The 18,638-nt window shown below is 73.0% G+C and carries 15 protein-coding genes; 5 read left to right on the plus strand and 10 right to left on the minus strand.

What is annotated here, in order from left to right:
- Positions 1–22 precede the first annotated feature (22 nt).
- Together ACZ3YO_RS01985 and ACZ3YO_RS01990 are read right to left on the minus strand one after the other, a co-directional pair.
- Positions 23–916, minus strand: coding sequence for a phosphotransferase enzyme family protein (locus ACZ3YO_RS01985; protein WP_465563553.1), 894 nt, complete (start codon positions 914–916; stop codon positions 23–25).
- Between the two features lie 187 nt (positions 917–1,103).
- Positions 1,104–3,335, minus strand: coding sequence for an MMPL family transporter (locus tag ACZ3YO_RS01990; RefSeq protein ID WP_465564161.1), 2,232 nt, complete (start codon positions 3,333–3,335; stop codon positions 1,104–1,106).
- A gap of 538 nt (positions 3,336–3,873) precedes the next feature.
- Between ACZ3YO_RS01990 and ACZ3YO_RS01995 the strand changes: the two genes are divergently transcribed.
- The 4 genes from ACZ3YO_RS01995 (at position 3,874) to ACZ3YO_RS02010 (ending at position 9,592) form a co-directional block, all read left to right on the plus strand.
- Positions 3,874–6,054, plus strand: coding sequence for an MMPL family transporter (locus ACZ3YO_RS01995; RefSeq protein WP_465563556.1), 2,181 nt, complete (start codon positions 3,874–3,876; stop codon positions 6,052–6,054).
- Between the two features lie 297 nt (positions 6,055–6,351).
- On the plus strand, positions 6,352–6,555 hold the full coding sequence (locus ACZ3YO_RS02000; protein WP_148645627.1) for a cold-shock protein: 204 nt from the start codon (positions 6,352–6,354) through the stop codon (positions 6,553–6,555).
- 158 nt (positions 6,556–6,713) lie between these two features.
- Entirely contained in the window at positions 6,714–8,447 is a 1,734-nt protein-coding gene (locus ACZ3YO_RS02005; protein ID WP_465563560.1) for a DEAD/DEAH box helicase, read from the plus strand.
- A gap of 422 nt (positions 8,448–8,869) precedes the next feature.
- Positions 8,870–9,592 carry a ricin-type beta-trefoil lectin domain protein gene (locus tag ACZ3YO_RS02010; RefSeq protein ID WP_465563563.1) on the plus strand — a complete coding sequence of 241 codons (723 nt, stop codon included), beginning with the start codon at positions 8,870–8,872 and terminating at the stop codon, positions 9,590–9,592.
- A gap of 15 nt (positions 9,593–9,607) precedes the next feature.
- Here the strand turns inward: ACZ3YO_RS02010 and ACZ3YO_RS02015 are convergent, their stop codons facing one another.
- Positions 9,608–10,456, minus strand: a complete 849-nt coding sequence (locus ACZ3YO_RS02015) for a helix-turn-helix transcriptional regulator (protein ID WP_465563565.1) — start codon at positions 10,454–10,456, stop codon at positions 9,608–9,610.
- Positions 10,457–10,569: 113 nt separating this feature from the next.
- Here ACZ3YO_RS02015 and ACZ3YO_RS02020 point away from each other — a divergent pair, with 113 nt between their 5' ends.
- Positions 10,570–11,589, plus strand: coding sequence for an SMP-30/gluconolactonase/LRE family protein (locus ACZ3YO_RS02020; protein ID WP_465563568.1), 1,020 nt, complete (start codon positions 10,570–10,572; stop codon positions 11,587–11,589).
- 30 nt (positions 11,590–11,619) lie between these two features.
- Here ACZ3YO_RS02020 and ACZ3YO_RS02025 read toward each other — a convergent pair whose 3' ends face one another.
- The 7 genes from ACZ3YO_RS02025 to cysC form a co-directional block, all read right to left on the minus strand.
- A complete protein-coding gene (locus ACZ3YO_RS02025; RefSeq protein ID WP_465563571.1) occupies positions 11,620–12,399 on the minus strand; it encodes a sirohydrochlorin chelatase in 780 nt (259 codons plus the stop codon).
- Positions 12,400–12,409: 10 nt separating this feature from the next.
- Positions 12,410–13,312, minus strand: a complete 903-nt coding sequence (locus ACZ3YO_RS02030; RefSeq protein ID WP_465563574.1) for an ABC transporter permease — start codon at positions 13,310–13,312, stop codon at positions 12,410–12,412.
- Positions 13,299–14,102, minus strand: a complete 804-nt coding sequence (locus ACZ3YO_RS02035; RefSeq protein ID WP_396319251.1) for an ABC transporter ATP-binding protein — start codon at positions 14,100–14,102, stop codon at positions 13,299–13,301. Before ACZ3YO_RS02035 ends, ACZ3YO_RS02030 begins: the two co-directional genes overlap by 14 nt.
- Before the next feature lie 220 nt (positions 14,103–14,322).
- A complete protein-coding gene (locus tag ACZ3YO_RS02040; RefSeq protein ID WP_465563576.1) occupies positions 14,323–15,480 on the minus strand; it encodes an aliphatic sulfonate ABC transporter substrate-binding protein in 1,158 nt (385 codons plus the stop codon).
- A gap of 271 nt (positions 15,481–15,751) precedes the next feature.
- Positions 15,752–17,086, minus strand: coding sequence for a sulfate adenylyltransferase subunit 1 (locus tag ACZ3YO_RS02045; RefSeq protein ID WP_465563579.1), 1,335 nt, complete (start codon positions 17,084–17,086; stop codon positions 15,752–15,754).
- A complete protein-coding gene (gene cysD, locus ACZ3YO_RS02050; protein ID WP_465563581.1) occupies positions 17,087–18,043 on the minus strand; it encodes a sulfate adenylyltransferase subunit CysD in 957 nt (318 codons plus the stop codon).
- Positions 18,040–18,600, minus strand: coding sequence for an adenylyl-sulfate kinase (cysC, locus tag ACZ3YO_RS02055; RefSeq protein ID WP_465564164.1), 561 nt, complete (start codon positions 18,598–18,600; stop codon positions 18,040–18,042). Before cysC ends, cysD begins: the two co-directional genes overlap by 4 nt.
- Between the last annotated feature and the right edge of the window lie 38 nt (positions 18,601–18,638).

An 18,638-nucleotide genomic window follows, 5' to 3' on the forward strand; every position in this document is an offset into this window, starting at 1 on the left:
CGGGCCAGGAGCCGCACGACCGTCAGAACGGGTACCAGCGCACGTCCGTCGCCCCCGCGCGCAGCGACTCCACCCGGCGGCGGAACTCGGCGAGCGCGGCCGGGTTGCCCGGCGCCTGCTGCGCCACCCAGGAGGCGCTGGCCGTCTCCCGGGCCCCGCGCAGCACCGCGAAACCGGCCCACTCCCGGACGTCCCAGCCGTACGCCGCGGTGAACGCCCCGTACTCCTCGGCGGGGACGCCGTACCGGTCGTGGCTGAGCGCCAGCACGACCAGGTCGTGCTCGCGCAGGTCGTGCGAGACGTTCTCCAGGTCGAGCAGGACGGGCCCGTCCGGGCCGACGTGCACGTTGCGCGGCAGCGCGTCGCCGTGGATCACACCGGCCGGCAGGTGCGGGGGGAGGTCGGGCAGGGCGGCCGCGAAGGCGTCCCGGCGGTGGCGCAGGAAGGCGACGTCGGCCGGGTCGACGTGCCCTTCGGCGGAGGCGAGCCAGCGCTCGACCGGGGCGAGGAGGTCGCGGCGGTCGAGCGGGAAGGGCGGCGGGGGGAGCCGGTGCAGGGCGCGCAGCAGCGGCGCGAGGTCGGCGGGCCGGGCGGGCCGGACGGCGGGCGCGAGCCGGTGCCAGAAGGTGACGGGGTGTCCGTGGGCGATCTGCGGCTCGGGCGGCACGCCGTCGTAGGGGCGGACCACGGGGACATCCCGGCCGGCCAGCCAGTGGGCGACGGCGAGTTCGTGGTGCGCGCGCTCGTACAGCTCGGGGCCACGGCCGACCTTGGCGACCACGGCCGGGTCGCCGAGGTCGAAGACGGCGTTCTCGCCGAGCGCGAGCAGCCGGGCGTCGCCGGGGCCGGGCAGGCCGGCGGACTCACAGGCGTGGGCGAGCAGCAGCCGGGCACGGCCCTCGTCGAAGGGGAGCATGGCGGACTCCGTTCCGTGGTGGCGGGTGGCGGGTGGCGGGTGGCGGGTGGCGGGCGGTGGCGGTGGCGGAGGGCGGGTCCGGTGGCACGTGCCGGGCCCTGCGGGACGGTGATCATTCTGGCAAACGCGGGCCGGGCCCCGCGTGATGCGGGGCCCGGCCCTGATGCGTCGTCGTACTGCCGCGGGATCAGACGGCGATCCGGCGGTGGCGGGCGCCGTCGGTGGCGGGCGCCGGGGCGGCCGCCGGGCCGTGGGCGCCGACCGGGCGGAAGGACTCGCCGTGCGAGAGGTCGGGCAGCCACCGCAGCCAGGACGGCAGGTACCAGTTGCGCTCGCCGAGCAGGGTCATCACCGAGGGCAGCAGCACCGCGCGGATGAGCGTCGCGTCGATCAGTACGGCGACCGCCAGGCCGACGCCCATCTGCTTCATCGCCTGCATCGAGAGGGTGCCGAAGACCGCGAACACCGCCACCATGATCACCGCGGCGCTGGTGACCACCCCGGCCGTGGAGCGGATGCCGTGCGCGATGGCGGTCCTGGTCGGCAGGCCCCGGTCGCGGCCCTCCTTGATCCGGGAGACGACGAAGACGTGGTAGTCCATCGAGAGGCCGAAGAGGATCACGAAGAGGAAGAGCGGCACCCAGGACTCGACCGCGCCGACCCCGGCGGTGCCCAGCAGCGAGGCGCCCACCCCGTGCTGGAAGACCAGCGTCAGCACCCCGTAGGCGGCGCCGACCGAGAGCAGGTTGAGCACCACGGCGGTGGCGGCGACGGCCAGGGAGCGGAACGAGGTGAGCATCAGCAGGAAGGCGAAGGCCACCACGAAGCCGAAGACCAGCGGCATCGAGCCGGTCATCTTCTCGTTGAAGTCGTACGAGCCGGCGGTGCGCCCGGTGACCGGGGCCTCGGTGCCGGCCACCCGGAGCACGGTGGCGGGGACGATCTCGGTGCGCAGGGTCTTCAGGGCGGCGTTGCTGGTCGCGTCGTTGCCGCTGCCGTTGAGCGGGATGTCGACGGTGGCGATGTTCTTGTCGGGGTGGACGGTGACCTCCACCGGGCCGTGCATCCGCCCGCTGGCCAGCGCCTTCTCCTTGAGGCCCGCGATGGCGGCGGTCATCGCCGGGGAGTCGATGTCGGCGGCCTTGATCACCACGGTGGCGGGTGCCGGGCTGCCGGGGAAGGCCGCCTCGATCTTCTGCGAGGCGGCGACCAGCGCGTTGCCCTCGGGCAGTTGCTGCTGGAACGTGAGGTTGGCGGTGTGCATGGTGACCAGCGGTGCGGCCAGGCCGACCAGCAGCGCGCCGGCCAGGACGGTGGCGGCGAGCGGGCGGCGCAGCACCGGGGTGAGGATCGCGTTCCAGACCCGGCCGCCGGCGGGGGCGGTGCCGGGGCGGCGCAGCTCGGCGAGGAAGGGGACGCGGCCCTTCTCGACCCGGTCGCCGAGCATCGAGAGCAGCGCGGGCAGCACGGTGAGCGAACCGAGCACCGCGGTGATGACGACCACGATGGTGGCGTAGGACATGGCCTGGAACTCGGCGATGCCGGTGAGGAACATGCCGGCCATGGCGACCACCACGGTGACGCCGGAGACCAGGACGGCCCGGCCGCTGGTGGCGGCGGCGATCTTCAGCGCGGTCTCCAGGTCCCGCCCGGCGGCCCGCTCCTCGCGCTCGCGGCGCAGGTAGAAGAGGCAGTAGTCGACGCCGACGGCGAGGCCCACCAGCAGCATCACCGAGCTGGCGTTGTTGCTGGTGTGCAGGAACCCGCTGCTCAGCGCGACCAGTCCGCCGGCCGCGACGAAGGCGGTGATGGCGAGCACGACGGGCAGGACGGCGGCGACCAGTGCGCCGAAGGCGACCAGCAGGATGCCGAGGGCGAGCGGCACGGCCGTCCACTCGGCGCGGGCGAAGTCGTCGGAGAACTGCTCGTCGATCCACTTGCCGGAGCTGGCGTCGCCGAGCTCGACCACGGTGAGGCCGGGGTGCTGCTTCTGCACGGCGGCGACGGCGTCCAGGACGGCCGGGACGTTCCTGACGGCGTCCTCGTGCTCCCCCTTGAGCGTCAGCTGGACGAGCGCCGAGTGGCCGTCCGGCGAGACCGCCCGGGTGTCGTACGGGGAGCGGATGTCGGCGGCCTTGCCGGTGGCGCCGACACCGGTGATCACCTGCTCGACGGTGGCCCGGAAGGCCGGGTCGTCGGCGACGAGCGAGGCACTCTGGATCAGGACGGTCTCGCTCGCCGGGGACTTCAGCCCGGCGTCGTCGAGGATCCTGGCCGCGCGGGAGACCTGGCCGGGCATCGCCTCGGACTCCTTGACCTCGGTACTGCCGTGCACGCCGCCGAGGTAGGCGGCGAGGACGACGAAGAGCAGCCAGCCGAAGACGGCCGTCTTTCTGTGGCGGGCGCTCCAGGCGCCCATGGCCGCAGCTGTGCCGAGCCTGGTCTTCACGGGAATCCCCCTGGGAGAGCGGCGGTGGCCGGCCGAGAGGTCGGGCGGGCCGCCGGTATCGGGCGCCGGCTGTGGGTCCGGCGTCTCAACCGACAGTAGAAAAGGGGAGGTTGGCGGGGTATCCGGCTGGCGGGGGAGTTCTCCCTGGGGTCTGCCCGGGGGGCGGGGTGGGGTTATCCCTACCGGGGAACCCTGACTTCTCCTCCTTGGGGCCGGGTGCGAAGTCCACCCTGAGGGGGAGCTGTCTCCACCCGGAGCACGAGGTCAAGAGGCCAGGCGGCGGGTCAAGATGGTGTGGGGCGCCGATGGGCGTTCCCCGAGGGGGTCGGCTTTACGGGGGCCGCTTGCCGGGCGGCAAGCAAGTACTCGTAGGATGATGTCCTCAGACTCACTTACCTGCCGACCGGCTAGGGGCGAGCCTCGTGCCATGCCCTTGCCGGTCCTCCGTCGCCCGACGTCCCGTCCCCCAAGGGCTGGCGGTGAACCATGCCCAGGAGGCATCACGAGCATGTTCCACCGACTAGGACAATTCATCGTCCGCCGCGCCTGGTGGGTGATCGCGGCGTGGGTCGTCGCGATGATCGCCATCGTCGCCACCGCGCCGAAGATCACCGCGCAGACCGACGAGTCGGCGTTCCTTCCCAAGCACTACGAGTCCATCCAGGCCGCGCAGATCCAGGAGAAGGCCTTCCCGTCCGCGTTCACGCCGTCCGCGCTGCTCCTCTTCGAGCGCACCGACGGTGCCCCGCTGACGGCGGCCGACCAGGACTCGATGGACAAGATCGTCAACGGCCTGACCGACCAGCACATTCCCGCGGTCGAGAAGATCCTGCCGGTCGGTGACGCGAAGTCCAAGGACGGCAAGTACGCCCTGTCGAGCGTTGCCATCGACAAGGCCAAGATGCAGACCGACGAGTTCACCGAAGCGGCCAAGAAGCTGCGTTCGGAGGGCACCAAGCTGGCCGCCGACACCGGGCTGAAGTTCCAGGTCGGCGGGCAGGCGGGGAGCAGTCTGGACCAGAAGGAGGCCTCCGGCGCGACCGATGCCATCGTCATGCTGGGCAGCCTGGTGCTGGTCATCCTGATCGTCGGCATCATCTTCCGGAGCATCCTGGCCGGCATCCTGCCGGTCCTGCTGTCGCTCGTGGTCGCGATGCCCGTGTCCAACGGTCTGATCAACGACGCGATCAAGCTGTTCAAGCTCGAATCGTCACCGATGACCTCGGCGATCCTGATCATCGTCGTGCTCGGCGTCGGCACCGACTACTTCCTCTTCCTGGCGTTCCGCTACCGCGAGCGGCTGCGGGCAGGTGACGACCGCAAGGAGGCCGTGGCCAACGCGGTCGGCCGGGTCGGCGAGGCCATCGCCTCGGCGGCCGGCGCGGTCGCCGTCGCCTTCGCGGTGCTGATCCTCTCCAGCCTGGGCATGTTCACCGCCCTGGGCCCCGCGTTGGCCATCGCCGTGGTCGCCACCGCCCTGGTCGCGCTCACCCTGGCCCCGGCCGTCCTCGCCGTCATCCCGTCCCGCGGGGTCTTCTGGCCCGGCAAGAAGTGGATGCAGGAGCCCGCCAACGCCCGCTTCGCCGCGCTCGGCCGGATGACCGGCAAGAAGCCGGGCCTGGTGGCCCTGGTCTCCGGCGGTCTGCTGGCGGCGCTGGCCCTGGCCGGCATCAACTACAACGGCACCTTCGACCTGGCGGGCAGCTCCATGCCCAAGAGCAAGGAGTCGATGGTCGTCCAGGACAAGGTGATGACGGCGTTCTCGGCCGGCGCCGCCGACCCGAGTCACGTGTACCTGACGGGCACCAACGGCGCCAAGCTCGACGAGGCCGGCTTCAAGGACTACGCAGCGAAGCTCGGCGCGGTCGACGGCGTCGCCTCCGTGGTGCCGCCGGTCAAGGACAAGACCATCAGCGCCGACGGCGCCACCGCCACGTTCACGGTCATGCTCAAGGACGGGCCGGCCACCAACGAGGCCATCGACACCGTCGGCAAGCTCCGGGACGTCGCGCACTCGTCGGCCCCGGCCGGCAGCAAGGCCCTCGTCGGCGGCACCACGTCCGTCTACAAGGACATCAACACCGCGATGGCGCACGACTACAAGCTGGTCTTCCCGCTTGCGGCGCTGCTCATCATGATCATCCTCGGTCTGCAGCTGCGCAGCGTGGTCGCCCCCTGGTACCTGATGGCCTCGGTGGGCCTCGGCTTCGGTGCGACGCTCGGCTCCACCACGCTGATCTTCCAGAACATCAAGGGCGAACCCGGTCTGATGTTCATGCTGCCGATCTTCATCTATCTGTTCGTGGTGGCGATCGGGACCGACTACAACATCCTGATCATCGCCCGCCTTCGCGAGGAGGCCCGCGCGGGCCGAAGCCCGCGCGAGGCGGCCCGCGAGGCCGTCAAGCACGGCGGCCCGACCGTCGCTGCGGCCGGTTTCATCCTGGCGGCGTCCTTCGCGACCTTCATGCTGGCGGGGAACACCCTCTTCATGGAGCTCGGCTTCGCGCTGGCCTTCGGCATCTTCCTGGCGGCCTTCGTGATGGCGATGTTCTTCACCCCGGCCATCACCGCGCTGATCGGCCGCGCCGCCTGGTGGCCCGGCCACGGCGCCGACGACCAGCACCAGTCCGGCCCCACCCCGGTGGCCGGTCCGCACGGTGTGCCGGAGCCGGCCGGACGGCACTGACCGTCCCCGGTGCACGGCAGGCACGCGGCGTCCGCTCCGGCGGGCGCCGCGTGCCCCTTTCCGTGCGGCGGCAAACGTGACGTGGTCGGCAAAAAGTCCCCGGTCAATCCGGGTGCCCTCGTGCTACAGTCGGAGCAGTTGCAGTTTTGGTTCCCATGAACGTTTGTGTGCGCCTGCTGGTTCAACCCAACAGGCGCATTTGTTTTGTCCGGTGTTTCAGTCTCCGGATGGGGATCGCGGCTACTTGGGGTTCACGAGGTGTGGACCCTGATGCCCCAGTTTTATGAGGAGACGGTTATGGCTACCGGCACCGTGAAGTGGTTCAACAGCGAAAAGGGCTTCGGCTTCATCGAGCAGGACGGTGGCGGCGCTGACGTGTTCGCCCACTACTCGAACATCAACGCCCAGGGCTTCCGTGAGCTCGTCGAGGGCCAGAAGGTCGAGTTCGACGTCACGCAGGGCCAGAAGGGCCCGCAGGCCGAGAACATCCGCGTCATCTGAGTCCAGCTTCCGAGCTGACTCGCGATCTCGCGTAGCGAGGGCCCGTACCGCACGGTGCGGGCCCTCGCGCATGCCGCCGAACGGCCGGGGCGGCGAACTCCATCCCGACGGCCGACCAGCCCCGACAGGGGCTGTGCCTTCCATCGGACGGAGACTCCGTGACCACCCCTGCCCGCTCGCCCCGTGACGGCGACCGCACCAACCGCCGCACCGACCGCACCGCCGGCGACCGTACGGCCGGTGACCGCACCGGCGGCGACCGCCCGCGCAAGCCGCGCAGCCGCACCGGCGGCGGCGCCCCGCGCACCGGCGGTGCCCCGCGCGCCGCCCGCAACGGCGCACCCCGCAACAACGCCCCGCGCGCCGCCCAGGCGCCCGCCGACTTCACTGTCGTCGAGGGCACCCCGGCCCGGCCCCCGGCGGCGAGCTTCGGCGAGCTGGAGCTGCCCAAGGGCATCCTGAACGCGCTCACCCGCGAGGGCGTCACCGAGCCGTTCCCCATCCAGGCCGCCACCCTGCCGGACTCCATCGCCGGCCGCGACGTGCTCGGCCGCGGCCGCACCGGCTCCGGCAAGACGCTCGCCTTCGGCCTGCCGCTGCTCGCCCGCACCGCCGGCAGGCGTGCCGACGCCCGCCACCCGCTGGCGCTCGTCCTGACGCCCACGCGCGAGCTGGCCCAGCAGGTCACCGAGGCGCTCACCCCGTACGCGACCGCCGTCAACCTGCGGATCGCCACCGTCGTCGGCGGCATGTCGATCACCCGGCAGGCCAACGCCGTGCGCCGCGGCGCCGAGGTGCTGGTGGCCACCCCGGGCCGGCTGGACGACCTGATCAACCGGGGCGACGTCGTGCTCGCGGACGTGGCCATCACCGTCCTCGACGAGGCCGACCAGATGGCCGACATGGGCTTCCTGCCGCAGGTCACCAAGCTGCTGGAGCAGGTCGCCGAGGGCGGTCAGCGGATGCTGTTCTCCGCCACCCTGGACCGCAACGTGGACCGCCTGGTCAAGCGCTTCCTGACCGACCCGGTGACCCACTCGGTCGACCCGTCGGCCGGCGCGGTCACCACCATGGACCACCACGTGCTCCAGCTGGACCCGGCCGACAAGGCCTCCGCCACCGCGCACATCGCCTCCCGCGACGGCCGGCTGATCATGTTCGTGCACACCAAGCACGGCGCCGACCGCCTCGCCAAGCAGCTGCTGGCCAACGGCGTGAAGGCGGCCGCGCTGCACGGCGGCAAGTCCCAGCCGCAGCGCAACCGGGTGCTCGACCAGTTCCGCGACGGCCACGTCACCGCGCTGATCGCCACCAACGTCGCCGCCCGCGGCATCCACATCGACGGCCTCGACATGGTCGTCAACGTCGACCCGCCGATCGACCACAAGGACTACCTGCACCGCGGCGGTCGCACCGCCCGGGCCGGCGAGTCCGGCACCGTCGTCACCCTGGTCCTGCCCGACCAGCGGCGCGAGGTCAGCCGGCTGATGACGGTGGCCGGCATCCGCCCGACCACCACCAAGATCCGCCCGGGCGACGCCGAGCTGAGCCGGATCACCGGCGCCCGCACGCCCAGCGGCGTGCCCGTCAGCGTGGCCGTCCCGGCGCCGGCCGCGGCGCCCGCCGCCGAGGGCAAGGCGGCCGGCAACGGCGCGCCCCGCCGCCGGCCCGGCAAGCGCTCCGGCCTGCCCACCGACGTGGACATGAACGGCAACCCGCGCCGCCCCCGCCCGAAGCAGCGCATCGGCGGTGCCGGCGGCGGGCAGGGCGGCGGCGGCACCCGTCAGGCCGCCGGCTTCATCGGCCGCTCCTCGGGGCGTGCCAAGCCCGGCTCCGGCGCCAAGTCCGGCTCCAACTACGGCACCGGCCGCCAGCGCCGCAAGGCCGACTGACGCCGAGCACCGAACGCCGGGCGACCGGCTTCGAACGACGGCCCGGCTCCCCCTCGCGGGGGAGCCGGGCCGTCCGCCTTTCCGCCGCCGTCGGCCTTTCCGCCGCCGCGCCCCCGCCGCAGCGCCCCCGCCGCCGGGCCCCGGCGCCGCGCCGCCCGGGCTCTTTCCGGCCGGATCGTGGGGCCGCCCGCCACCCGTCCGGACCCGGGCCCGGCCGGCGGTGGCGCTGTTCGTGCCCCGTCCGGCCCACGGCCCCCGGACGTACTCCGTGAACGGAGCGATGGCGGATTAGCGCCCGTGCGGTTGACGGCCGTCACACCTTCCCCAGAGGCTTCACCGGAACCGCACATCTGGCACACGGTCACAACACGTTGTCCGAGCGCGAGTTCCTCCGGTCAACCGTCTTCGGAAGGATCTTCCTGATGCGTCGTACCGCCGCAGTACTGGCCACCTCACTGCTCGCCGGCGCCGCCGCGCTGACCGCTCCGGCCGCCACCGCCCAGGCCGCCGGGGGCTGCTCCGCCTACGTCGGCGGGTGGAGCGCCTACGGCTCCTGTACCGGCATCGACCCGCTCCAGAGCTGGTACGTCACCGCGAGCTGCGAGTGGTGGAACCCCGACCACACGGCCCGGTTCTCCCGCCCGGTCAACAGCTTCGTGGTGGTCGGCGACGGCACCGCCTCCGCCCAGTGCGGCATCAACGAGACCGTCATGTTCCCCAGGATCGTGGCCGGCCCCAAGGTCCCGCCGCAGCCGGGCGGGCCGGTCGGCCAGATCACCGGCTACGCGGGCAAGTGCGTGGACGTGAAGGGCGCCAGCGCGGCCGACCGCACGCCCGTGCAGATCTGGGACTGCAACGGCACCGGCGCCCAGCAGTGGAAGATCGCCACCGACGGGACGATCCGCGCGTTCGGCAGGTGCATGGACGTCACCGCCGCCGGGACCGCCAACGGCACCAAGGTCCAGCTCTACTCCTGCAACGGCACCGGCGCCCAGCAGTGGCAGGTCCGCGCCGACGGTTCGATCCTCAACCCGCAGTCCGGCCGCTGCCTCGACGACCTCGGCTTCGCCACGAACAACGGCAACCAGCTCGGCATCTGGGACTGCAACGGCGCCGAGAACCAGGTCTGGCACGTCCCGGCCTGACGCCCGGTCGGCGCCTCAGACGGTCGCGGCGGCCGGGGCGAGCCTGCGCAGGCGCTCCCCGGTCTCCGCGTCCCGCGGCGACAGCACCAGCAACTGCAGCCCGCCGGGAGCCCGCAGGACCACCTGGTCGAGCCGGAGCAGCCCGACCTCCTCGTGCCGGATGTCCTTCTCCACGCCCGTCCGCTCCCGTACCCGGTGCTCGTCCAGCCAGCGCTCCGCCTCCGGGCACTGCGCCCGCAGCCGCCCGATCAGCCGGGCCAGCCGCCGCGCCGCCGGAGCGCCGTCGCCGCCGCGCTCGGCGTAGGCCGACCGCAGCTCCGCCAGCAGCCGCCGGGCGTGCTCCTCCCAGCCGACGACCCGGGCCCGGTGGACCGGATCGGTGAACACCACCCAGGCCACGTTGCACTCCTCCGGCGGCCGGCGGGAGAACCCGAACAGCGCCTCCGCGCCCGGGTTCCAGGCGCGGACGTCCCAGTCGGCGTCCAGGACGAAGGCCGGCGCGGGCCACTGGGCGTGCAGCAGCCGCAGCAACGGAGCCGGGACCTCCTCCGCCACGGCGGCTTCGTCTCCCCGCGGGTGGCTGCCGGCCAGCCGGAACAGGTACGCCGTCTCCGCCCGGTCCAGCCGCAGCGTCCGGGCCAGGCTGGCCAGCACCTCCGGGGACGGGTTGATCGCCCGCCCCTGCTCCAGCCACGTGTACCAGGTGACCCCGACCCCGGCGAGCAGCGCCAGCTCCTCGCGCCGCAGCCCCGGTGTGCGCCGCCGCACCCCGGGGGCCATGCCCACGTCCTCCGGCGTCAGCCGGGCCCGCCGGCTGCGCAGGAAGCTCGACAGTGCCTTCCGGCGGACCTCCGTGTCGTCCATTCCCCCGCCCTCCCTGGTAGTCGCGCTACCAGCATCCGCACGCACTGCCGTGCCCCCTCCGGCCCCGCGAGGCTTGATCCCGTCAACGGATCGCACTCGCGGGAGAATTCCTGATGGAACGCCAGAACAGCTCACTCCGCCGCACCGTGGTCGCCGCCGCGGCCACCGCCGTCCTGCTGGGTACCACCGGCGCGCTGCCCGCCGCCGCCGTCCCCGCCCTCCGGGCGCCCGCCGTGATCGAGGGGCACGCCCCCGCGCTCGTGCCGGAGGGCGCGACCTGGGACGAGGCCCGCGGGCGGTTCCTGGTCGGCTCGCTGCGCCACGGTACCGTCTCCACCGTCGGGACGGACGGCACCGTCCGCACCCTGGTCGACGAGCCCGACACCCTGGTCTCGGTCATCGGTCTGCACGTGGACAGGGCGCGCGGCAGGGTCCTGGTGGCCAACGGGGACAACGGCCTCGGCGAGCGCAGCTCCGCCGCGACCCGCGGCCTGCTGGCCGGGCTCGGCGCCTACGACACCGGGAGCGGCCGGCGGCTCTTCTACGTCGACCTGGCCGCGGTGGCGGGGGACGGCGGTCCGCACTTCGCCAACGACGTCGCCTTCGGCCCGGACGGTACCGCGTACGTCACCGACTCGCGGGCGCCGGTCGTCTACCGCATCGGGGTGGACGGCACGGCCTCCGTCCTGGTCCGGGACGCCCGGCTGGCCGCGCCGCCCGGGGAGGTCGGCCTGAACGGCATCGTCTACCGGGACGGGCGGCTGGTCGTCGGCAAGTGGGACGACGGCACGCTCTGGCAGGTGCCGGTTCGGCGGCCGGAGGCGGTGCGCCCGGTCGAGGTGGCCGGGGGCGGCGGCGCGCTGCTCCACCTCGACGGCATGCTGGGCCGTCCGGACGGCAGCATCCTCGGTGTGACCAACGACTTCGGCGGTGCGGGCCGCGACGCCACGGTCGAGCTGCGCTCCGACGACCACTGGCGCAGTGCCCGCCCGGTCGCCGTCCGCCCCACGGCGGAGCCGCTGCCCACCGCCGTCACCCCGGGGCCCGGGGGCGCGGTCTACCAGCTCTTCGGCCGTCTCGGTGCGGCCATCGCGGGCACGCCGTCGGACACGTTCACCCTGCGGCGGGTCTGACGACCGAGAAGGACGTTTCCGGGCCCGCGTTCAGGCGGTGAGCGCGGGGAGCACCCGGGCGCGGGCGCGCGCGTCGTCGTAGCGCTCCAGCAGCAGCCCGGCCACCTCGGGGGCGGCGCCGAGGACGGCCGCCAGCAGGTCGGCGTCGGTGGCGGCCCCGGCGATGCGGTCGGGGAGGAGGCCGGGGGCCAGGAGGTAGGGGGCGACGGCCACGGTACGGGCGCCGGTGGCGCGCAGGGCGGCGACGGCGTCGCGGACGCGGGGGCCGGCGGCGGAGGCGTACGCGACCTCGACGCCGGCCCAGCCGCGGGTGCGCCGCCACTCGGCGGCGACGGCGCGGGTGGCGGCGTCGGCGGCCGGGTCGGAGGAGCCGGCCGCGGCGAGAACGACGCCGGTGCGGGCACGGACGGCGGGGGAGGCGAGGTCGAGCCCGGCCTCGGCGAGGCGGCGGTCCAGTGCGGCGAGCAGCAGCGGGGACGGGCCGAGGACGTCGGCGACCGGAAGGCCGGCGCCGGTCGCACGCAGGGCGGCGGGGATGTCGTGCTTGGCGTGGAAGGCCCGGTTGAGCAGCAGCGGGACGGCCACGGCGGCGGAGAGCCGGGAGACCACCTGCGGGATCCGCGGGGCGCAGTGGTCCAGGTAGGCGGTGGCGACGTCCAGCCCGGGCCGCAGCGCCCGCATCCGGGCGACCAGGGCGGCCACCGTCGCGGCGTGGCGGGGGTCGCGGCTGCCGTGGGCGATCAGCAGCAGGGCGGGACCGCCCGCCGCCACCGGGGTGGCGGGGGCGACGGACAGCCGGCCTTCGTGCACGGTGGGAGCCTTACTTGACGGCGGCCAGCAGGCCGCGGTTGCGCAGGACCCGGCGCTCGACCGGGGTGAAGACGAGCAGTTCGATGGCGATGCCGACGAACAGGATGAGGATGATGCCGAGCAGCACGCCCGCCATGTCGGAGAACTCGCGCTGGTTCTCCAGGTACCGGCCGAGGCCGAGGCCCAGGTCGGGGGAGGAGGCGACCAGTTCGGCGGCCATCAGCGAGCGCCAGGAGAACGCCCAGCCCTGCTTGAGGCCGGCCAGGTAGCCGGGCAGCGCGGCCGGCAGCAGGATGTGCCGGGCGCCCGCGAGGCCGGTGGCGCCGATGGTCCGCCCGGCGCGCAGGAACAGCGGCGGCACCTGGTCGATGCCGGCCACCAGGCCGTTGGCGATGGACGGGACGGCGCCGAGCAGGATGACCGCGTACATCATCGAGTCGTTGATGCCGAGCCAGATGACCGCGGCCGGCACCCAGGCGACCGAGGGCAGCGACTGGAGTCCGGAGAGGACGGGGCCGAGCGCGGCCCGCACCGGCTTGACCCGGGCGACCAGCAGGCCGATCGGGGTGCCGATGACGAGCGCTATCAGGAAGCCGGACAGGCCGCGCCAGACGCTGGTCCAGATGATCGAGAACAGCGTGCCGGCGGTCCAGAGGTCCCCGGCGGCGTTCCAGACGTCGGTCGGGCTGGGCAGCTTGTAGGCGCTGGTGAGGTGCAGGCTGTAGGCGCCCTGCCAGAGGGCGAGTACCAGGACCACGCCGAGCAGCGGCGGCAGGGCCTTCTGCCGGAACATCTCGGCGGTGGAACTGCGCTGCGCGGAGACGGTGTCCAGCGCGTCCAGGCCGGCGCCGACGTCGGCGGTGTCGGACGCGGGGCTCTTGTCGAGGACGGGGGTGGTGTCAGTGCTGGCCATGGCGACGGATCTCCCCACGCAGTTCTTCGGTGATCTCGATGGACAGGTCGGCGACGCCGGAGGACTCGATCCGGCGCGGCTGCGGCAGGTCGATCCGCCACTCACGGGCGACCCGGCCGGGGCGGGAGGAGAGCAGCACCACGCGCTGGGCGAGCCGGACGGCCTCCCGCACGTTGTGCGTGACGAACAGGACGGAGAGCTTGCGTTCGGCCCAGATCCGGGTGATCTCGTCGTGCAGGACGTCCCGGGTGATGGCGTCGAGCGCGGCGAACGGCTCGTCCATGAGCAGCACCGAACCGCCCTGGGCGAGCGCGCGGGCCATCGCGACGCGCTGGCGCATGCCGCCGGAGAGCTCGTGCACGCGCTTGCCGTAGGAGCCCTGGAGGCGGACCAGTTCGAGCAGCCGCTCGGCCTCGGCCCGGCGCTCGGGGCGGGGGACACCGGCGAGCTTGAGGGCGAGTTCGATGTTCTTGCCGGCCGTGAGCCAGGGGAACAGCGCGTGCTCCTGGAACATCAGCGCGGGGCGACCCCCGGTCACCTCGATCGTGCCGCGGGTGGGCTTGTCGAGGTCGGCGACCAGGTTGAGCAGGGTGGACTTGCCACAGCCCGAGGCGCCGAGCAGCGTGACGAACTCGCCGGGCGCGACGTCGAGGGTGATGTCGTCCAGGACGTGCGTCTGCGCGCCGGGACGGCCGAAGGACTTGTGCACGTGCGAGATCCGGACGGCGGGCGAGCCGCCGCGGGTGCCGACGCCGGCGGCGTCGTCCGAGGTGGTCAGTGCCGGGGTCATCCGGACACCTCCTGCATCTGGGGCACCTCCCAGCCGGAGGCTGGGGGCGGTCATGGGCTCCTCCGGCCGGTCGGCGGGCCAGGAGGGAGGGTGGCGGGGTTCGGGGCCGGGGTCCGGGCCCCGCCCGTCCCGTGTGCTTGGGGCATCGATCGGGCATCGACCGGGCGGGCGGGGGTCCGGACCGCGGAGCTCGGGTGCGGGCCGTGCGGTACGACCGCTGCTACTTGGCGCCGAGGCCGGCGTCCGCCACGGGGCTCTGGCCCTTGGCCGCGAGCACCTTGTTGAGCAGCGTGAGGTCGTAGATGCCGTTCAGGTTCGGCTTCTTGAGCAGACCCGCGGTGACGGCGTGGTCGGCCTCGGCCTGCAGGGTGGAGGCCAGCGGGTCGTCCAGGAAGTCGATGTCCTGCCAGGCCGGGTCGAGGACGGCCGGCTCCAGCGCGTTGCCGGCCTCCTTCTTGATGGCCTCGTTGGCGTCGGCCTTGGCCTTGTCCGGGTTGGCCTTGATGAAGGCGTTGGTGTTCACCGAACCGCGCAGCACGGCCTCCACCACGTCCGGGTGCTCACTGAGGAACTTCTGCGAGACGATGATGTTGGTGATCACGAACTTCTTGTCCGGCCAGACGTCCTTCTCGTTGAGCAGGACCTTCGCGCCGAGGGTGACCAGCTTGGACGCGGTGGGCTCGGGCACCCAGGCACCGTCGATCGAGCCCTGCTTGTAGGCGTCCGGGGTGACCTTGTTGTCGGTGCGCACCACGCTCACGTCGCCGGCGCCGGACGAGGGGTCGACCTTGTAGCCCTTGCCGGCCAGGTAGTTGAGGAGCGCCACGTCCTGGGTGTTGCCCAGCTGCGGGGTGGCGATCTTCTTGCCCTTGAGGTCGTCCAGGGTGGCGATCTTGTCCGGGTTGACCACCAGCTTGACCCCCCCGGAGGCCGAACCGCTGATGATCTTCAGCGACTTGCCCTCGGACTTGGTGAAGCCGTTGATCGCCGGGGAGGGGCCGATCCAGCCGATGTCGATGGAGCCGGCGTTCAGCGCCTCGATCTCGGCCGGGCCCGCGTTGAAGACCTGGGTCTTGACCTGGGTGGCGCCCAGTTCCTTCTGGAACAGGCCCTCCTGGAGGCCGACCAGCGGGGTGCCGTGGGTCAGGTTGGCGAAGTAGCCGATCCTGACCGTGTCGGCGGAGAGCTTCGCGCCGGAGGCGGAATCACCGGCCGCGGCCGTCGTCGCGGCCTTCTTGTCGTCGCTCTTCGAGCCGTAGCCGCAGGCCGAGAGCAGCGCCACGGCGGTGAGGCCGGCCACGGCGGCCGCGGCGGAGCGTCTGATCCGGCCGGCGGCGGGGCTTGCGGGGCTATGGAGGAGTGCCTGGTTCGGTGCCATGGGCGGAGTCCTGTTCACGGACGGACCGTCAGAAGGCGGTCTCGGGAGGGAGATCGGTCAAGGCGGTGCTTGCGGCATCGGGGGATGCCGGGCAAGCCGGGCGGCGTCGCTGTGCCTGCTGTGGGGAGGGACAGCGGCCGGCCCGGTGACGGGGCTGTGTGTCAGCCCCGTCGGCCCACACATCGCGTCAGGCCGCCCTGGCCGCTGCCGAGGACGCCGCTGCCGATGCGGCCGCCTTCCTTGTCCATGCCCGAGAACGCCTCGCTGGGCATCAGACCCAGTCCTCCTCGTCGGGGTCGGTGGTGCGTACGGTCTCGAAGGCCTCGCCCGCCATGCCGGCGGTGAGGGTGGTGCCGTCGGCCGGGTCGATCAGCAGGAACGAGCCGGTGCGGCGGTTGTCGGAGTAGCCGTCGAGTGCCAGCGGCTCGGCGGTGCGCAGCACCACGTGGCCGATGTCGTTGACGTTCAACCCCTCGGGGGCGGAACGCTGTTCGAGGCCCCTGTCGCTGACCGGCGCGGTGATGTCGATCCGGTAGCTGATCTCCTTGACCAGTGCGCGCACGGTGCGGGTGGTGTGCTTGAGCAGGACCTTGTCACCGGTGCGCAGCGGGCGCTCGCTGAGGTGGCTGACGGTGGCCTCGATGTCCTTGGTGGGCAGCGGGGCGGGGCCGGCCGCGATCAGGTCGCCGCGGGAGATGTCGATGTCGTCGGCGAGGCGGACGGTGACCGACTGGGGGGCCCAGGCGATGTCCGTTTCCCGGCCGAGTGCGTCGATGCCGGCGACGGTGGTGGTGTGGCCGGAGGGCAGCACCGTCACCGGGTCGCCGACGCGCAGCACGCCGGAGGCCAACTGGCCCGCGTAGCCGCGGTAGTCGGGGTGCTCGTCGGTCTGCGGGCGGATCACGTACTGGACGGGGAAGCGGGCCGGCTCGGCGCTCGTGTCGGTGCCGACCGGCACCGTCTCCAGGTGCTCCAGCAGGGTCGGGCCGCCGTACCAGTCCATGTGGGCGGAGGGTTCGACCACGTTGTCGCCGGCGAGGGCCGAGATCGGGACGGCCACCACGTCCCTGACGCCGAGCGAGGCGGCGTAGGCGGTGAACTCCTCGGCGATGGCGGCGAAGACGGGCTCCGCGTAATCGACCAGGTCCATCTTGTTGACGGCCAGCACCACGTGCGGCACGCGCAGCAGCGCGGCCACGGCGGCGTGGCGGCGGGTCTGCTCGACCACGCCGTTGCGGGCGTCGACCAGGACGACGGCCAGCTCGGCGGTGGAGGCGCCGGTCACCATGTTGCGGGTGTACTGCACGTGCCCGGGGGTGTCGGCGAGGATGAACCGCCGCCGGGGGGTGGCGAAGTAGCGGTAGGCGACGTCGATGGTGATGCCCTGCTCGCGTTCGGCGCGCAGGCCGTCGGTGAGCAGTGCGAGGTCGGGTGCCTCCTGGCCGCGGCTGAGGGAGGCGCGTTCGACGGCCTCCAGCTGGTCGGCCAGCACGGACTTGGAGTCGTGCAGCAGGCGGCCGACCAGGGTGGACTTGCCGTCGTCGACGGAGCCGGCGGTGGCGAAGCGCAGCAGGGAGGTGGCGCTGGTCTCGGTGGTGGTGCTCATTTAGAAGTATCCCTCGCGCTTGCGGTCTTCCATCGCGGCCTCGGAGAGCTTGTCGTCGGCCCGGGTGGCGCCGCGTTCGGTGAGGCGGCTGGCGGCGATCTCGGCGATGACGGCCTGGATGTCGGTGGCGTCGGAGTCGACCGCTCCGGTGCAGGACATGTCGCCGACCGTGCGGTAGCGGATCAGGCGCCGCTGGACCGGCTCGCTCTCCTTGGGGCCGCCCCACTCGCCGGCGGTCAGCCACATGCCGTCGCGGGAGAAGACGTCGCGCTCGTGCGCGTAGTAGATCTCCGGGAGCTCGATGCCCTCGCGCTCGATGTACTGCCAGACGTCCAGCTCGGTCCAGTTGGAGAGCGGGAAGACGCGCACGTGCTCGCCGGCGGCGTGGCGGCCGTTGTAGAGCGACCAGAGCTCGGGGCGCTGGCGGCGAGGGTCCCAGGCGCCGAACTCGTCGCGCAGGGAGAAGACGCGCTCCTTGGCGCGGGCCTTCTCCTCGTCGCGGCGGCCGCCGCCGAACACCGCGTCGAACTTGTGGGACTCGATGGCGTCGAGCAGGGGCACGGTCTGCAGCGGGTTGCGGGTGCCGTCGGGGCGCTCGCGCAGCCGGCCGTCGTCGATGAAGTCCTGGACGTGGGCGACGTGCAGGCGCAGGTTGTGCCTCGCCGCGACCCGGTCGCGGTACTCGATGACCTCGGGGAAGTTGTGGCCGGTGTCGACGTGCAGCAGCGAGAAGGGGACGGCGGCCGGCCAGAAGGCCTTGAGCGCCAGGTGCAGCATGACGATGGAGTCCTTGCCGCCGGAGAAGAGGATCACCGGACGCTCGAACTCCCCCGCGACCTCACGGAAGATGTGCACCGACTCGGCCTCGAGCGCGTCCAGGTGGGACAGCGCGAAAGGCCCCTTTGAATCCTTGTCGGGGTCCTGAGCCGGGATCAGGCTGTCGGTCGCGGTGGTCATGCGAGACCCCTCTCGGTCAGGAAGGCGTGCAGCTCGGCGGCGCTCTCGGCCACCTCGCGGCCCTGGGTCTGCAGTCGCAGCTCCGGGTCCGCGGGGGCCTCGTACGGGTCGTCGACGCCGGTCAGGCCGGAGAGTTCGCCGGCCGCCTGCTTGGCGTAGAGCCCCTTGACGTCGCGCTCGGCGCAGAGCTCGACCGGGGTGGCGACGTGGATCTCCAGGAAGTCGGTGCCGTGGGCGGCGTGCCGGTCGCGGACCGCCGCGCGGGAGTCCGCGTAGGGGGCGATCACCGGGGCGAGCACCTTGACGCCGTTGGCGGCGAGCTTCTCGGCGACGAAGCCGATCCGGGTGACGTTGGTGTGCCGGTCCTCGCGGGTGAAGCCGAGTCCCTTGGAGAGGAACTCGCGGATCTCGTCGCCGTCCAGGACCTCGACTTTGTGGCCCTCGGCGCGCAGCCGCTCGGCCAGGGCGAAGGCGAGCGTGGTCTTGCCGGCGCTCGGCAGCCCGGTCAGCCACACGGTGGCGCCGCGCTCGCAGGGGGCGGCCGCGGGGGCCGCCACAGCGTCTGCGACGGAGCCGCGGCGGCTCACGGTGGTGG

Source organism: Kitasatospora sp. NPDC022785 (assembly GCF_055561295.1).

Bases quoted from the DNA above. Each gene is read 5' to 3' on its own strand.
- ACZ3YO_RS01985 (WP_465563553.1), bottom strand. From the start codon at position 916: ATGCTCCCCTTCGACGAGGGCCGTGCCCGGCTGCTGCTCGCCCACGCC.
- ACZ3YO_RS01990 (WP_465564161.1), bottom strand. From the start codon at position 3,335: ATGGGCGCCTGGAGCGCCCGCCACAGAAAGACGGCCGTCTTCGGCTGG.
- ACZ3YO_RS01995 (WP_465563556.1), top strand. From the start codon at position 3,874: ATGTTCCACCGACTAGGACAATTCATCGTCCGCCGCGCCTGGTGGGTG.
- ACZ3YO_RS02000 (WP_148645627.1), top strand. From the start codon at position 6,352: ATGGCTACCGGCACCGTGAAGTGGTTCAACAGCGAAAAGGGCTTCGGC.
- ACZ3YO_RS02010 (WP_465563563.1), top strand. From the start codon at position 8,870: ATGCGTCGTACCGCCGCAGTACTGGCCACCTCACTGCTCGCCGGCGCC.
- ACZ3YO_RS02015 (WP_465563565.1), bottom strand. From the start codon at position 10,456: ATGGACGACACGGAGGTCCGCCGGAAGGCACTGTCGAGCTTCCTGCGC.
- ACZ3YO_RS02020 (WP_465563568.1), top strand. From the start codon at position 10,570: ATGGAACGCCAGAACAGCTCACTCCGCCGCACCGTGGTCGCCGCCGCG.
- ACZ3YO_RS02030 (WP_465563574.1), bottom strand. From the start codon at position 13,312: ATGGCCAGCACTGACACCACCCCCGTCCTCGACAAGAGCCCCGCGTCC.
- ACZ3YO_RS02035 (WP_396319251.1), bottom strand. From the start codon at position 14,102: ATGACCCCGGCACTGACCACCTCGGACGACGCCGCCGGCGTCGGCACC.
- ACZ3YO_RS02040 (WP_465563576.1), bottom strand. From the start codon at position 15,480: ATGGCACCGAACCAGGCACTCCTCCATAGCCCCGCAAGCCCCGCCGCC.
- ACZ3YO_RS02045 (WP_465563579.1), bottom strand. From the start codon at position 17,086: ATGAGCACCACCACCGAGACCAGCGCCACCTCCCTGCTGCGCTTCGCC.
- cysD (WP_465563581.1), bottom strand. From the start codon at position 18,043: ATGACCACCGCGACCGACAGCCTGATCCCGGCTCAGGACCCCGACAAG.